Source organism: Pseudoalteromonas sp. NZS127_1 (genome assembly GCF_015864295.1).
GTDB classification, from domain to species: Bacteria; Pseudomonadota; Gammaproteobacteria; order Enterobacterales; family Alteromonadaceae; genus Pseudoalteromonas; species Pseudoalteromonas arctica.
Genome location: NZ_JADYXO010000023.1, coordinates 1 through 15,683, shown reverse-complemented (window position 1 = coordinate 15,683; position 15,683 = coordinate 1). Strand labels below are relative to the sequence as shown.

Genomic DNA, 15,683 nt, shown 5'->3' with positions numbered 1-15,683 from the left:
GTAAGGGTACATAGTGTTACAGCAACAATTAACTACATTGTTAACGCAAACTGATATTGCGCTAACAGAAAAACAACAGCAACAGCTAGTTCGTTACGTCGAGTTATTGAATAAGTGGAATAAGGCTTATAACTTAACCTCAGTACGCTTACCTGAAGAAATGATGATTAAGCATATTATGGATAGCTTAGTTGTTGCGCCTCACTTACCCGGTCATCATTATATTGATGTTGGAACGGGTCCTGGATTACCGGGTATCGTATTAGCAATTGCATTACCTAATACACATTTTGTGTTATTAGATAGCTTAGGTAAACGTGTACGATTTTTAATGCATGTTAAACATGAGCTTGGTCTTGATAATGTAACCCCGGTTCAGTCAAGAGTTGAAGAATATCAACCAAGTGTTAAATTAGACGGCGTACTAAGTCGTGCTTTTGCTTCATTACAAGATATGGTTGACTGGTGTTCGCACTTAATCGATCATTCGGGTAAATTTATAGCACTTAAAGGCGTGTTCCCTAGCGAAGAGCTAGAGTCACTACCTGCAGGCGTTAAGTTTGAGCAAAAAATTGCATTAGAAGTACCTAATTTAGATGCACAACGACATTTAATTATTCTTTCTAAAGACTAGGGATCAGAGACACCGTGGCAAAAGTCATCGCATTAGCAAATCAAAAAGGTGGAGTGGGTAAAACTACAACCGCTGTTAACCTCGCTGCGTCTATGGCTGCAACGAAACGTAAAGTGCTGTTAATTGATCTCGATCCGCAAGGTAATGCGACTATGGGTAGTGGCGTAGATAAATATGGCGACGTGCCAACTATTTACGACCTACTTATTGAAGATAAACCTATAGAAGACGTTATCATTAAAGAAACGTCTGGTGAATACCATATGATTGCTGCAAACGGTGATGTAACCGCTGCAGAAGTTAAATTGATGGAATTATTTGCCCGTGAAGTGCGTTTACGTAATGCACTTGAAAAAATTCAGGACCAGTACGAATTTATTTTTATTGACTGTCCACCCTCTCTAAATATGTTAACTGTTAATGCAATGGCCGCAGCTGATTCTATTTTAGTGCCAATGCAGTGTGAGTATTATGCACTTGAAGGGTTAACCGCATTAATGGATACGATTACGCAGCTTGCTAAGTTAGTGAATCCTAGCTTACAAATTGAAGGCATACTTCGTACTATGTACGACCCGCGTAACCGTTTGGCAAATGATGTATCAGAACAATTAAAACAACATTTTGGCGATAAAGTATACCGTACGGTGATCCCGCGTAATGTTCGTTTAGCTGAAGCACCTAGTTTTGGTACTCCTGCTATGTACTATGACCGGGCATCAAGTGGCGCTAAAGCATATTTAGCACTCGCTGGTGAAATGTTACGCAGAAAAGAAAAAACAGCGTCCGTTGTCGCCTAACTTTGAGGTAAAAAAATAACATGTCTGCTAAAAAACGAGGTTTAGGCCGAGGACTCGATGCACTTTTAAGTTCGTCAAAGCCTGCACCGAGCGCAAGCAAGGAACAAGACACATCAAACGTTTCTGAGGCTGTGCAAAATGCCGCGGCTAATAATAGTGAATTACAAAAACTCCCAATAGAGTTTTTACACTCTGGTAAATACCAACCTCGTAAAGACATGTCTGAAGAGGCGCTAGAAGAGCTTGCTAGTTCTATTCGCTCACAAGGTATTATTCAACCCATTGTTGTGCGCCCTATTGCACATAATAGCTTTGAAATTATTGCTGGTGAGCGTCGTTGGCGCGCAGCGCAAATAGCTAAGCTTGAAACAGTACCTTGTATTATTAAAGACGTACCTGATGAAGCAGCTGTTGCTATTGCACTGATAGAAAATATTCAGCGTGAAGATTTAAATGCCATGGAAGAAGCAGTTGCACTTAATCGTTTGCTAATAGAATTTGAATTAACACATCAGCAAGTAGCAGATGCGGTGGGTAAATCACGTACGACTGTAACTAACTTATTGCGTTTAAATAACTTAAATAGTGATGTAAAAATTCTGTTAGAACATGGCGATATTGAAATGGGGCATGCTCGTTGCCTGTTAGCCCTTGAAGGTGAAGCGCAGTCAGATGCTGCTCGTTTAGCTGTAGCTAAAGCATTAACAGTTCGAGAAACTGAAAAGCTCGTACGTTCAATTTTAGAACCTTTACCTGCTAAAGAAATAACCGAAAAAGATCCAGATGTTAAGCAATTAGAACAACAACTCGCTGAAAATCTAGGTGCTAAAGTAGAGATTAACTACAATAAAAAAGGCAAAGGTAAACTGGTTATTTCGTATACTAACCTAGATGAACTTGACGGCATTTTAAATCGTATCAATCACGACAATACCCACCATTAGTTTTCTACATGTCTAAAAAGGGACATTTGTAGCTATTTCGTGTTACAAAGCATCTACTCAAGTTGCAAAACTGGCAGGATTAAGTATAATTTCGCCAGTTTTCACACCCTAACAATTAGAACGCAATAAAGGTTAACTAAACGTGACTGATAAGTTAGCGAGTCCATATCGACTTGCCGTATTAAAGTTAATTTGCCTTCAGGGTGTTGTAGCATTAGTTGCTGCTGTAATTATTTTTTTTAGTTCGGGAGTCAATGCCTCGCTTTCATCACTCGCTGGTGGAGCTGTAGCAGTACTTCCGCACTTTGTATTTGCACTTTATGCATTCAGATATATGGGTGCAAGTCGAGCAAATCAAGCGTATGCCTCGTTGAAACGCGGCAACGGATTAAAGTTTATGCTAACAATTGTATTGTTTGCGCTAGTACTGAAGCATTTTCCGGTAATTTTATTACCCTTTTTTAGTACTTATATACTGGCGCTCTTTACTGGATTGTTCGCACCCGTTTTTTTTAAACATTAACTTTTGGGATATAACATGGCAGCAGAAGAAGTTACTCTATCTGGCCATATCCAGCACCATTTGACCAATGCTAAGATGTGTTCGACCGATACAGGTCTCGCCTTCAATAAAGCATGTACGGACAGTGGATTCTGGACATGGCATATAGATACCCTTGCATGGTCTATCGGTTTAGGTCTTATATTTTTATGGATCTTTCGTAGTGCCGCTAAAAAATCAACACTAGGTGTACCTGGGAAATTTCAGTGTTTTATTGAAATAATCGTAGAATTTGTTGGCGACAACGTACGCGATACTTTCCATGGTAAAAGCAAGCTTATTGCACCATTAGCCTTAACGATTTTCGTTTGGGTGTTCTTAATGAACTTAATGGATTTAATACCAGTTGATTTCATTCCAGCACTTGCAGGTTTCGTTGGTGAGACTGCATTTGGTATGGATTCACACGATGTGTACATGAAAATTGTACCAACGACTGACATTAATATGACTTCAGCGCTAGCGCTGGGTGTATTTATACTAATGGTTGGCTTTTCAATCAAAATAAAAGGTATTGGCGGGTTTATTAAAGAGTTAACGCTTCATCCGTTCAGCTCAAATAACATGTTTGTTCAAATTATTTTGATACCATTTAACTTATTACTTGAACTGATTGCACTCGTTTCTAAACCGTTTTCATTAGCACTACGTTTGTTTGGTAACTTATATGCTGGTGAGTTGATTTTCATCTTGATCGGCGCTATCGGTTTTATGCAACTACCGTTGCACTTTGTTTGGGCTGTATTCCATATTCTAGTTATTACATTACAAGCATTCTTATTCATGATGCTTACGATTGTATACCTAAGCATGGCAAGTTCAGATAATCACTAATTTTTAGATTTACAATTTTACTTTTACTTTTAACTTTACAATTGAAACTTTGGAGAAATAAATGGAAGCTTTAGAATTATTAACAGGCTTAAAATACATCGCAGTAGCTTTACTAATCGGTTTTGGTGCAATCGGCACAGCAATCGGTTTTGGTAACATGGGCGGTAAATTCCTTGAAGCATGTGCGCGTCAACCTGAGCTTGCACCTTCGCTACAAGTTAAAATGTTTATCCTTGCTGGTCTAATCGATGCTGTAGCAATGATTGGTGTTGGTATCGCTATGGTATTGTTGTTCGTACTTTAATTTTATTCTTTGAACAGCTTACTATTTAAGGAGGAGCGGTTGTGAATTTAAACGCCACTCTTATCGGTGAATTGATTGCGTTTACGGTGTTCGTATTATTTTGTATGAAATACGTATGGCCACCACTAAACGGTGCAATTGAAGCTCGCCAGAAAAAAATCGAAGATGGTTTAGCTGCCTCTGATAGAGCCGAAAAAGACTTAGAACTTGCGCAAAAGAAAGCTGCTGAACAGCTTAAAGATGCAAAAGCTCAAGCGGCTGATATCATTGATCAAGCTAAAAAGCGTGCAGTGCTAATTGTTGACGAAGAAACACTTCGTGGTCAGCAAGAGCGTGAAAGTATCATTGCTCAAGGGCACTCTGAAGTTGAGTCTGAACGTAATCGCATAACAGAAGAACTACGTAAGCAAGTAGCAACTCTGGCAGTGATTGGCGCAGAACGTATTTTAGAGCGTGAAATTAATCAAGCCGCACATAGTGACATCGTTGAAAAACTTGTCGCTGAGCTGTAATTAGGAGGGTATGAGCATGTCTAATTTGACTACTATCGCTCGCCCATACGCTAAAGCGGCTTTTGAACTTGCCGTTGAGAAAGGCACTCTAGAAAGCTGGAATGATATGTTGTTCTTTGCAGGCCATGTAGCCAGCAATGAGCAAGCCTCGTCTGTTTTAGCGAGTATGCCTACAGCTACTGCACAAGCTGAATTATTTATTCAACTTTGTGCTGAGCAGCTCAACGAACAAGGTCAGAACCTAGTTAAGGTGATGGCTGAAAATGGACGTTTGACAGCTCTACCTGAAGTTGCACAGTTATTTGCTGAATTTAAAGCAGAATACGATAAAGAAATCGAAGTAGATGTGATTTCTGCAACTCCTCTTGTTGCTGCGCAACAAGAGTCATTGGTAGCGGCACTTGAAAAACGTTTCGCACGCAAAGTTAAGCTGAATTGTAGTGAAGACGCGTCAGTGGTTGGTGGACTTATTATTAGGTCTGGCGACACTGTAATCGACGGTACTATTCGCGGTAAATTAAACCGCTTAGCTACAACACTACAATCGTAATTGGGAAAAAGAGCATGCAACTTAATTCCACTGAAATTTCAGATCTGATCAAACAACGTATTGAGAAGTTCGAAGTTGTAAGTGAAGCTCGTAACGAAGGTACTATTGTATCTGTTACTGACGGTATCATCCGCATCCACGGTCTTGCTGACTGTATGCAAGGTGAAATGATTGAGCTTCCTGGCAGCCGTTATGCTATCGCACTAAACCTTGAGCGCGACTCAATTGGTGCAGTAGTAATGGGTCCGTACGCTGACCTTACTGAAGGCGTAAAAGTATATACAACTGGTCGTATTTTAGAAGTTCCTGTTGGTCCTGGTTTACTTGGTCGTGTTGTAAACACACTAGGTGCTCCAATCGATGGTAAAGGCGCTCTAGATAACGACGGGTTTGAACCTGTAGAAAAAATTGCACCAGGTGTAATCGAGCGTAAATCTGTAGATGAGCCAGTTCAAACTGGTTATAAATCTATTGATGCGATGATTCCAGTTGGTCGTGGTCAACGTGAACTTATCATTGGGGATCGCCAAACAGGTAAAACTGCACTAGCAATCGATGCAATCATCAATCAAAAAGACACAGGCGTTAAGTGTGTGTACGTTGCGATTGGTCAAAAAGCATCTACTATTGCAAACGTAGTTCGTAAATTAGAAGAGCATGGTGCACTAGCAAATACTATCGTAGTTGTTGCATCTGCTTCTGAATCTGCGGCACTTCAGTACTTAGCACCGTTCGCGGGCTGTACTATGGGTGAATACTTCCGTGACCGTGGTGAAAACGCATTAATCGTATATGATGATTTGTCTAAGCAAGCAGTTGCTTACCGTCAAATTTCATTACTACTTAAGCGTCCACCAGGCCGTGAAGCATACCCAGGTGACGTATTCTACCTTCACTCTCGTCTTTTAGAACGTGCATCGCGTGTAAACGCAGATTACGTTGAAAAGTTCACTAATGGTGAAGTGAAAGGTAAAACTGGTTCATTGACGGCATTGCCAATCATTGAAACTCAAGGCGGCGACGTTTCTGCGTTCGTACCGACTAACGTTATCTCTATCACCGATGGTCAGATCTTCTTAGAAACTGACTTATTCAACTCAGGTATCCGTCCGGCAGTAAATGCTGGTATCTCGGTATCGCGTGTTGGTGGTGCTGCACAAACTAAAATCGTTAAGAAACTAGGTGGCGGTATTCGTCTAGCCCTAGCTCAGTACCGTGAATTAGCTGCGTTTTCGCAGTTCGCGTCTGACCTTGATGATGCAACTCGTGCTCAACTTGAGCATGGTGAGCGTGTAACAGAGCTAATGAAGCAGAAACAGTACGCGCCAATGTCTGTTGCTGATATGTCTTTGTCGTTATTTGCTGCTGAAAAAGGCTTCCTTCAAGACATCGAAATCGCGAAAATCGGTGACTTTGAAGCAGCTTTACTTTCGTATGCAAATAGCACATACGCAGAGCTTGTGGCTCAAATCAATGAAACTGGTAACTTGAATGCCGAGATCGAAGCGCAGCTTAAAGAACTTCTAACGAAGTTCAAGTCTACGCAAACTTGGTAATTTAGTTATTAATGGTGCGCTTTAGGAAACTAAAGCACACCTTGATTCGGAGAGAGAGTCATGGCCAGCGGAAAAGAGATTAAAAGCAAGATCGGGAGTATTAAAAATACTCAAAAGATCACTAGCGCAATGGAAATGGTTGCTGCGTCTAAAATGAAAAGGGCGCAAGAACGCGTTGCTTCAAGCCGTCCATACGCTGACAAATTACGTGAAGTAATAGGTCGTGTTGCTCAAGCAAATCTTGATTTTACTCACCCGTTCTTAAAAGATCGTGAAGTGAAACGAGTTGGTTATATTGTTATCTCTACAGACCGTGGTCTGTGTGGCGGTCTAAACTCAAACGAGTTTAAGAAAGTTGCACTTGATGTCAAAGCGTGGAAAGAAAAAGGTGTTGATGCTGAATTTGCTACTTTAGGTAGTAAAGCAGCTGGCTTCTTTCAACGTTTTGGTGGTCAACTACTCGCTAAAAAAGCGGGCCTAGGAGATAAACCTTCAGTACAAGACGTTATTGGTCCTGTAAAAGTTATGCTTGATGCATTTTCTGAAGGCAAAATAGACCGTTTATTCTTGGTATATAACAAATTCGTTAATACCATGAGGCAAGAGCCAATTATAGATCAGTTACTCCCTTTGCCAAAAGCTGAAGAAGAAGTATCTGCTCACACATGGGATTACTTATACGAGCCAAATCCAGAGGCTATTTTAGAGTCTTTGTTAGTACGCTTTATTGAGTCTCAAGCATACCAAGGTGTGGTAGAAAATGCTGCCTCTGAACAGGCTGCTCGTATGGTTGCAATGAAAGCTGCAACTGATAACGCAGGTGACCTTATGGACGAGCTACAGCTTGTTTATAACAAGGCTCGCCAAGCAGCAATCACACAAGAAATTAGTGAGATTTGTTCTGGCTCAGCAGCAGTTTAATGCTTCGGGTAAAGATTAACGAGAGGAATAGACATGAGTTTAGGTAAGGTCGTCCAAATTATCGGCGCCGTTGTGGATATTGAATTTCCACAAGATAGCGTGCCAGCGGTATACCACGCACTAAGAGTAACAGATGGCGATTTAGCTGGTTTGACTCTAGAAGTTCAACAGCAGCTAGGTGGCGGTGTAGTGCGTACTATCGCTATGGGTACTACTGATGGTTTACGTCGTAGTGCTTTAGTTATGAATACAGGTGAATCGATTCAAGTTCCAGTTGGTAAAGCAACACTTGGTCGTATCATGAACGTACTTGGTGAGCCAATCGATGAAGCGGGTCCAATCGGCGAAGAAGACCGTATGTCTATTCACCGTGCAGCACCTTCATACGAAGAGCAATCAAGTTCAGTTGAACTTTTAGAAACTGGTATCAAGGTTATCGACCTTGTATGTCCGTTTGCTAAAGGTGGTAAAGTTGGTTTATTCGGTGGTGCCGGTGTTGGTAAAACCGTAAACATGATGGAACTTATCCGTAACATCGCAATCGAGCACAGCGGCTACTCAGTATTCGCAGGTGTTGGTGAGCGTACACGTGAGGGTAACGATTTCTACCATGAGATGAACGATTCAAACGTACTTGATAAAGTATCGCTTGTATACGGTCAGATGAACGAGCCTCCAGGTAACCGTTTACGCGTAGCGTTAACAGGTCTTACTATGGCTGAAAAGTTCCGTGATGAAGGTCGCGATGTACTTTTCTTCGTAGATAACATCTACCGTTATACTCTTGCTGGTACAGAAGTATCTGCACTACTTGGTCGTATGCCATCAGCGGTAGGTTACCAGCCTACACTTGCTGAAGAAATGGGTGTGCTTCAAGAGCGTATCGCTTCTACTAAGACGGGTTCAATTACATCAATCCAAGCGGTATACGTACCTGCGGATGATTTAACGGATCCATCTCCAGCAACTACCTTTGCTCACTTAGACGCAACAGTAGTACTTTCACGTGATATCGCATCACTTGGTATTTACCCAGCGGTAGACCCACTTGATTCATCTTCACGTCAACTTGACCCACAAGTAATTGGTCAAGAGCACTACGATACAGCACGTGGCGTTCAAACAGTTCTTCAGCGTTATAAAGAACTTAAAGACATCATTGCAATCCTAGGTATGGACGAGCTTTCTGACGAAGATAAGCAACTTGTATCTCGTGCACGTAAAATCCAACGTTTCCTATCTCAGCCATTCTTCGTGGCAGAGGTGTTTACAGGCGCGTCTGGTAAATACGTATCACTAAAAGATACAATTTCTGGCTTTAAAGGCATCTTAAACGGTGAATTTGATGATATGCCAGAGCAAGCGTTCTACATGGTTGGCTCTATCGAAGAAGCTCAAGAAAAAGCCAAAGGCATGTAACTAGGAGGGTAGTATGACAGCTATGACTGTACATCTTGACGTAGTAAGCGCTGAGCAGAGTTTGTTCTCTGGTCTTGTTGAATCGATTCAAGTATCTGGTAGTGAAGGCGAGCTGGGTGTAAACCTAGGCCATGCTCCACTACTAACTGCCCTTAAACCTGGTATGGTACGTTTAGTTAAGCAATTTGGTCACGAAGATGTGATATATGTTGCTGGCGGTACATTAGAAGTTCAACCAAATCACATCACGATTCTTGCAGATACTGCGGTTCGTGGTGAAGATTTAGATGAAGATTCTGTACAAAAGGCTAAACGTGAAGCTGAAGAACATATGGCGAATTCGTCAGCTGTTGAGTTTGACTATCAGCAAGCGGCTACGCGACTGGCAGAAGCAGTTGCTCAGTTACGCGTAATTCAGCAATTACGTCACAAGTAAGCCTATCCGGTTTGTAAAAAGCCCACTAGTAAGTGGGCTTTTTTGTGCCTGTTACTTTTGTATTTACACTAAATACCTTAGTCCGATTATTATCTACACTTTTACACTTATATCCTGCCGGAATCCTCGCTACAATAACGTCATCCAATTAAGTGTGTTTTTTCAGTCAAGATTCAGTACTAATAAACTAACCTACTGAGTATTTGCACAAGAAGTGATTTACGTAATCTTCTGATCAAACATAAGACTTATTTAGCTAAAACAACGAAAAAAGGAAATTGTTTTAATGGCTCTAACAACTATTATTCTTGCTGCGGGTAAAGGTACTCGTATGCGCTCTGCTTTACCTAAAGTTTTGCACAAAGTTGCAGGTAAACCAATGGTGCAGCACGTTATTGATAATGCGATGGCATTAGGTGCAACGACTACAAACCTAGTTTACGGACACGGCGGCGAACTATTACAACAACAACTTGCCGATAACAATGTAAATTGGGTACTTCAAGCTGAACAACTTGGTACTGGCCACGCAGTAGCGCAAGCCAACTCTCATGTTAATGATGAAGACACGGTATTAATTTTATACGGTGATGTACCACTAACAAAGCAATCAACACTAGAGCGTTTATTAGCCGCAACACCTAAAAATGGTTTAGCTGTATTAACGGTAAATTTAGTAAACCCAAATGGCTATGGTCGAATGCTTCGTGCCGGTGGTAAGTTAGTTGGTATTGTTGAGCAAAAAGATTCAAGCCCAGAACAGTTACTTATTAACGAAGTAAATACAGGCATTATGGCTGTTAACGGTAAGCTATTAAAAACATGGTTAGGTAACTTATCTAACAATAATGCACAAGGCGAGTACTACTTAACAGATATCGTTGCAATGGCTCACAGTGAAGGCGTAGAAATCACTTCAGCTCAGCCAGACCATGCAATGGAAGTTGAAGGCGCAAATAACCGCGTACAACTTGCAGGCTTAGAGCGCGCTTATCAAGCATGGCAAGCAGAAGAGTTAATGTTAAATGGTGCAACACTTGCTGATCCTGCGCGTATTGATGTGCGAGGAACAGTTACCACCGGTGAAGATGTACTTATCGACGTAAACGTTATTTTTGAAGGCACAGTCACGCTTGGTAACAACGTACAAATTGGCCCTAACTGTGTCCTTAAAAATTGTAGCATTGGCGATAACGTTATTATTAAAGCTAATACGCTGATTGAAGATGCGACAGTTGCAGATAAGTGTACGCTTGGTCCTTATGCTCGCCTTCGCCCAGGCGCTGTAATGGAAGAAGACTCACACATTGGTAACTTTGTTGAGATGAAAAAAACCCGACTAGGTAAAGGCTCTAAAGCCAACCACTTAAGTTATTTAGGTGATGCTGAAATTGGCGAAAAAGTGAATATTGGCGCTGGCACTATTACCTGTAACTACGATGGTGTTAACAAAGCAAAAACTATTATTGGCGATAATGCCTTTATTGGTTCTAATTCATCACTCGTTGCCCCAGTAAATATAGGCGCAACTGCAACAATTGGTGCAGGCTCTGTGATCACCAGTACCGTTGAAGATGACCAATTAGCAATTGCACGCTCTAAACAGCGTAATTTAACGGGTTGGAAACGCCCAGTTAAAAAATAACAATAGAGGCTACTTAGGTAGCCTTTTTTATTTTAGTTGAAGTTTAAATTGCTCTTTATAGCGTCTAGACAAGTTAAGTACTTTACCTGTTGTTAGTTTTATTTCACTGTCGCCACTGGGGAGTGCTGTAATGGACTCCACTTTATCGAGTTTTACGCCATGGCTGCGGTGAATTCTACAAAATCCCTGTACTTCAAGTTGTTTGCTCAATGCTGTAAGCGTTGCCCTTAAAGGATATATGCGTGAGCCTATATGTAGGTTTACATAATTACCCGACGATTCAAGCCAATCAACATCCTCTATTTTTATAATGAATTCTTTTCCGAGCTTTTTAACTAATAGGCGGTTTATGGTCGATGTTGTTTGCTGCTCACTTTCTTCAATTGAAGAGGCTTCACCTAGTAACTGCTGCACCACATATTGATATACTTTGATAAGTACGATGAAAAAGACAAAGCTTATAGCGTCTTTCTGGTATTCATAAATAAGCTCAAACCAGCTAAGTCCAAAGTTGTAAGACCCATCATTCAACAAATATATGAATTTACGAACCCCTACCATAATACCAACGTGTAACACGCTAAATATAATAGAGGCACCAAAGTACATACCTAATGAAGCCGTAATATTTTGCCAATTAAAAGATAAGTGTCTTAAAAACCAAATTAAAATAGGGAATATAAGCAAAGTACTCAAGGCACTTGAATACTCCCAAACAAATGGCTCCCACATTAAAAAAGTTAAAGCCCCTTCTCTTTGGGCTTCCATTATTTGGGTTGTAGCGTTTACTGTATTATTAATTAATACGTAAGCACACAGTAATACTGATGCGTAAATGCTTTGAAAACGTTGAAAGTGCTGTAGGTTCATAAATGTATGCTTATTGCTGACGTGGCACGCTTATCCCTGTATACCACCTTTTATCACTATTGCTTGTAATATAAGCACTTATAGATAGTTTTAGCGAGAGCTTTAGGTATGAATAACGCATAACATACATAAAGTAGTAAAAGCATGAGCACTCAAGTACAACAACCTTCATTAGTTAATTCGCGTAAATATTATCTTGATTGGCTTAGGGTAATCGCATTTGCGTCGCTAATTTTTTATCACATTGGCATGTTGTATAGCGAAAACTGGGGATTTCATTTTAAAAGTAATTATACATCACAGTATGTTGAATATTTAATGTTGGTGTTTTCACCTTGGCGCATGTTGCTCATTTGGTTTATATCGGGCGTAGCACTGCGTTTTATGATTGATAAAGTACGCAGCTTTAAGTCTTGGTTACATTTCACCTTATACCGCTCTATTTTTTTACTATTACCCTTGCTGGTGGGGTTATGGTTAATAGTGCCTTTACAGCTGTTTGCAGAAATGTCGCAGCAAGGTGTTATTGATATTAGCTATTGGCAATTTTATTTAGCTTTTATAGAGACGAACAATACGCTTTTTATTAATTATCAGTCTGGAGTGTGGCCGAATGTGGATGTAAATCACTTATGGTATTTGCGCTCGTTGTGGCAATTTATGCTGATCATTATTGTTTTAACTCTTTTTGCACGCTTGCCTTTTATTACGCCTTTAAAAACATTTGTTAAAGGGGATATGTCATTTGGGCTTTTAATTACCTTGCTCACTATTGCCGTACTATTTACAAGCCATTACTTAACTGGTGATTCAATCAGAGAGACTAACGGCTTAATACTGCTACTCGCAGGATACATACTTGCCAAAAACACTTACTTTTGGAACTGCTTAAATAAAAACTTGGTATTACTAGCTTTGAGTTTTGCGGTTTTGTTTGTACTTATAATATTAAGTTATCAGAAGGTGTTTACTCTTCCTCATTTTATTTTAAGCGCTAGCTACAATATTCAACGTGTTGTAGGTGTATTTTTTGTACTCGCGTTCGCTCACCGATTTTTAAATTTTAATACTTACTATTTAAAACAGCTCAATGTATGGGTGTTTCCCTTTTATTTATTGCATCAAAGCATTTTGATTATTTTGTGTTTTTTTCTACAGCCTTTAAGTTTAGGGCCTGTTGCTGAACCATTCATCATTATTACAGGGACTTGGTCTTTTTGCGGTGTTATTACATGGGGTATTACACGTATTGATGTACTTAGACCTTTGCTAGGGGTTGCAATTAAACGAGAGTATTCCTCGACTGTAAAAACGATTGGCTATACGGCCGCTTTAATTTTAATAACGCCGCTAGCGTATAAGCTAATTACTTAGGCTAAGGGGCTGTATTGAAATTGCCATAATCTTGTCATGCCTGTGTGTTGATATTTAGCAAATACAATACTAAGGAAAATCACATGTTTAAAAAATCAATTATTGCGCTGTCACTTATATCTGTTCTTACTGGCTGCTCATTTGATGGTGACGATGGTCAAAACGGCTCTCAAGGGTTACAGGGAGAACAAGGCATAGATGGAGCTAATGGGCTAAATGGTATAAATGAAAATTCAGCATTAAATATTAGCCTTGTAGGAAGAGGTGTATTAAATGCACAAAGCCCAGAAGGAGCAGCTGAAATAGTTGCATATCAAGCGTCTAAAAAATGGATTTACGCTATTAACAGTTCAGGTGATGACGCTGTTGTTAATATTTTACCCGCCGACACCTTTGATACTGCCGCACTCGTTAAAGATAACGAAGGGGTTATAAACGGCACAAATTTAACATCCGTTATTACGTTGCCTTTAAACGAGTTCACCCAAGGCGATGCAAACAGCATTGCTATTGATGAAAATAACAATCTACTTGCAGTGGCAATGGCTGCTGAAAGCACGGGTGATACAGGTCAAATTGCTTTTTACGATATAAGCGGCGACTCACCTGTATTTATTAAAAATGTTACAGTCGGATTTTTACCAGACATGGTGACGTTCACCCATGATGGCGCAAAAGCAGTGGTTGCTAACGAAGGTGAACCAAGTGATGACTACAGCGTAGATCCTGAAGGTTCTATTAGTATTATCGATATAACAAATAATGTAATAGCCGATACAGCAATAAATATTGATTTTAAAGCCTATAACAACAAACAAACCGAACTAGAAGCGCAAGGGGTAGTTTTTGCAAACCCAAATGGTCGTACTATTAACGGTAATCTAATAAATACCACCGTAGCTATGGATTTAGAGCCCGAGTACGTTAGCATTTCTAAAGATAACAAATATGCTTATGTATCTATTCAAGAAAACAACGCACTTGCAATAGTTAACCTACAAGACAACAGTCTTGAGCTAAAGGGCTTAGGCTTTAAAGATTGGTCAAGCTTACAACTTGATGCCTCAGATAAAGACGGCGGCGTGAATTTTAAATCATACCCAGGGCTCTATGGTATGTACCAGCCCGACACTATCTCAAGCTTTAGTTGGAAAGGCGCTAACTTTATAGTCACTGCCAACGAAGGTGACGCAAGAGAATACTTTTTTGATACAACGGATGAAGCAGACTGTATAGCAAAGGGCGGACTTGATTACGATAAAGACGATGGCTGCTTAGCTTATATAGATGAAAGCCGCGTTGAAGACTTAACTCTTGCTACTAATTTTGATTACTTAAATAATGACGATGATGATATTGGTCGCTTAAAAGTAACAACAATAAAAGGCGATACCAATAACGACGGACAATACGAATCGCTTTACGGCTATGGCGCACGTTCTTTTACTATTTGGGATAGCAATGGGCTGGTGGTTTTTGATTCAGGTGACGATATAGCACGTATAACAGCATCGGTGCATGGTGAATCATTTAACAATAATGAAGATGAAAACAAAGGTGACTCACGTTCAGATGATAAAGGCGCAGAGCCTGAAGCGCTGACTATTGGTAAAATTGACGATCGTACATTTGCTTTTGTTGGATTAGAACGTATGGGCGGTATTATGGTTTACGACATTACTAATCCATACAATGTGCAATTTGAAGACTACTTCTATAATAGAGGCTTAATTAAAGGAGCGAATATTACAGGCGATTTAGCACCTGAAGGAATGGTATTCGTTTCAGCAGAGCAAAGTGCAACAGGAAATCCACTCTTAATTGTTGGAAATGAAATATCAGGCTCTATTGCCGTATGGGAAATAGCATCTAAATAAATCTTTAATTTTAAATAAAGCTGTGTGTTGTTTGTTTAACATACAGCTTAGTTTAAACCTTACTAATACATCATCAATTGATACATAAATTATGAGTGTTTTTTAAACTAAAAGTATCCTGCAGCCCTTTATTTGTATAGCTTTCATACTAAATTCATTTAATTGTCAAAAAGCTGAAATAAAACATTGACCCCCGCTCGAATCTCCCTATAATGCGACCCCACTGAGGCAGGAAACGCCAACGCATAGCGAGGCACGAACTACTCAGAGAGTTAAGTAAAACTTCGGTTTTAAATCTTCCAAAAAGAAAGTTTAAAACTAAGTGTTGACTCGAAAAATAAAGGGTGTATTATTCGCATCCCTTGAGACGCTAAAGCGACTCAAAACGTTCTTTAACAATATAAAGCAATCATCTGTGTGGGCACTCGTACAGATTGAGTTCTAA

The 15,683-nt window shown here is 40.0% G+C and carries 16 protein-coding genes; 15 read left to right on the top strand and 1 reads right to left on the bottom strand.

Annotation, left to right across the window (positions count from 1 at the left end):
• Positions 1-13: 13 nt before the first annotated feature.
• The 13 genes from rsmG to glmU all read left to right on the top strand — a co-directional run bounded on the left by rsmG (position 14) and on the right by glmU (position 11,117).
• On the top strand, positions 14-634 hold the full coding sequence (gene rsmG, locus I6F50_RS17065) for a 16S rRNA (guanine(527)-N(7))-methyltransferase RsmG (protein ID WP_165729269.1): 621 nt from the start codon (positions 14-16) through the stop codon (positions 632-634).
• Positions 635-648: 14 nt separating this feature from the next.
• Positions 649-1,434 (top strand): ParA family protein, encoded by a 786-nt coding sequence (locus tag I6F50_RS17060; protein WP_004335235.1) that lies wholly within the window; start codon positions 649-651, stop codon positions 1,432-1,434.
• A gap of 20 nt (positions 1,435-1,454) precedes the next feature.
• A complete protein-coding gene (locus I6F50_RS17055) occupies positions 1,455-2,378 on the top strand; it encodes a ParB/RepB/Spo0J family partition protein (RefSeq protein ID WP_197176781.1) in 924 nt (307 codons plus the stop codon).
• A 142-nt stretch (positions 2,379-2,520) separates the two neighbouring features.
• Positions 2,521-2,901, top strand: coding sequence for an ATP synthase subunit I (locus tag I6F50_RS17050; protein ID WP_007585983.1), 381 nt, complete (start codon positions 2,521-2,523; stop codon positions 2,899-2,901).
• A gap of 15 nt (positions 2,902-2,916) precedes the next feature.
• On the top strand, positions 2,917-3,774 hold the full coding sequence (atpB, locus tag I6F50_RS17045) for a F0F1 ATP synthase subunit A (protein ID WP_010555143.1): 858 nt from the start codon (positions 2,917-2,919) through the stop codon (positions 3,772-3,774).
• 61 nt (positions 3,775-3,835) lie between these two features.
• Positions 3,836-4,078 (top strand): F0F1 ATP synthase subunit C, encoded by a 243-nt coding sequence (gene atpE, locus I6F50_RS17040; protein WP_007585980.1) that lies wholly within the window; start codon positions 3,836-3,838, stop codon positions 4,076-4,078.
• Between the two features lie 41 nt (positions 4,079-4,119).
• Complete coding sequence (atpF, locus tag I6F50_RS17035; protein ID WP_004335264.1) at positions 4,120-4,590, top strand: F0F1 ATP synthase subunit B; 471 nt, start codon at positions 4,120-4,122, stop codon at positions 4,588-4,590.
• A 16-nt stretch (positions 4,591-4,606) separates the two neighbouring features.
• Positions 4,607-5,140, top strand: a complete 534-nt coding sequence (atpH, locus tag I6F50_RS17030; RefSeq protein WP_007585978.1) for a F0F1 ATP synthase subunit delta — start codon at positions 4,607-4,609, stop codon at positions 5,138-5,140.
• Between the two features lie 14 nt (positions 5,141-5,154).
• Positions 5,155-6,696 carry a F0F1 ATP synthase subunit alpha gene (atpA, locus tag I6F50_RS17025; RefSeq protein WP_007585976.1) on the top strand — a complete coding sequence of 514 codons (1,542 nt, stop codon included), beginning with the start codon at positions 5,155-5,157 and terminating at the stop codon, positions 6,694-6,696.
• A 60-nt stretch (positions 6,697-6,756) separates the two neighbouring features.
• On the top strand, positions 6,757-7,617 hold the full coding sequence (atpG, locus tag I6F50_RS17020) for a F0F1 ATP synthase subunit gamma (protein WP_007585974.1): 861 nt from the start codon (positions 6,757-6,759) through the stop codon (positions 7,615-7,617).
• Between the two features lie 33 nt (positions 7,618-7,650).
• Positions 7,651-9,036 (top strand): F0F1 ATP synthase subunit beta, encoded by a 1,386-nt coding sequence (atpD, locus tag I6F50_RS17015; RefSeq protein ID WP_007585971.1) that lies wholly within the window; start codon positions 7,651-7,653, stop codon positions 9,034-9,036.
• A gap of 13 nt (positions 9,037-9,049) precedes the next feature.
• On the top strand, positions 9,050-9,472 hold the full coding sequence (locus I6F50_RS17010; RefSeq protein WP_007377666.1) for a F0F1 ATP synthase subunit epsilon: 423 nt from the start codon (positions 9,050-9,052) through the stop codon (positions 9,470-9,472).
• 286 nt (positions 9,473-9,758) lie between these two features.
• Positions 9,759-11,117 (top strand): bifunctional UDP-N-acetylglucosamine diphosphorylase/glucosamine-1-phosphate N-acetyltransferase GlmU, encoded by a 1,359-nt coding sequence (gene glmU, locus I6F50_RS17005; RefSeq protein WP_101163105.1) that lies wholly within the window; start codon positions 9,759-9,761, stop codon positions 11,115-11,117.
• Between the two features lie 27 nt (positions 11,118-11,144).
• Here glmU and I6F50_RS17000 read toward each other — a convergent pair whose 3' ends face one another.
• Entirely contained in the window at positions 11,145-11,987 is an 843-nt protein-coding gene (locus I6F50_RS17000) for a LytTR family DNA-binding domain-containing protein (protein ID WP_165722850.1), read from the bottom strand.
• A 144-nt stretch (positions 11,988-12,131) separates the two neighbouring features.
• Here I6F50_RS17000 and I6F50_RS16995 point away from each other — a divergent pair, with 144 nt between their 5' ends.
• Positions 12,132-13,361 carry an acyltransferase family protein gene (locus I6F50_RS16995; protein WP_197142520.1) on the top strand — a complete coding sequence of 410 codons (1,230 nt, stop codon included), beginning with the start codon at positions 12,132-12,134 and terminating at the stop codon, positions 13,359-13,361.
• Between the two features lie 83 nt (positions 13,362-13,444).
• Positions 13,445-15,238 carry a choice-of-anchor I family protein gene (locus I6F50_RS16990; protein WP_197142522.1) on the top strand — a complete coding sequence of 598 codons (1,794 nt, stop codon included), beginning with the start codon at positions 13,445-13,447 and terminating at the stop codon, positions 15,236-15,238.
• Positions 15,239-15,683: the final 445 nt, after the last annotated feature.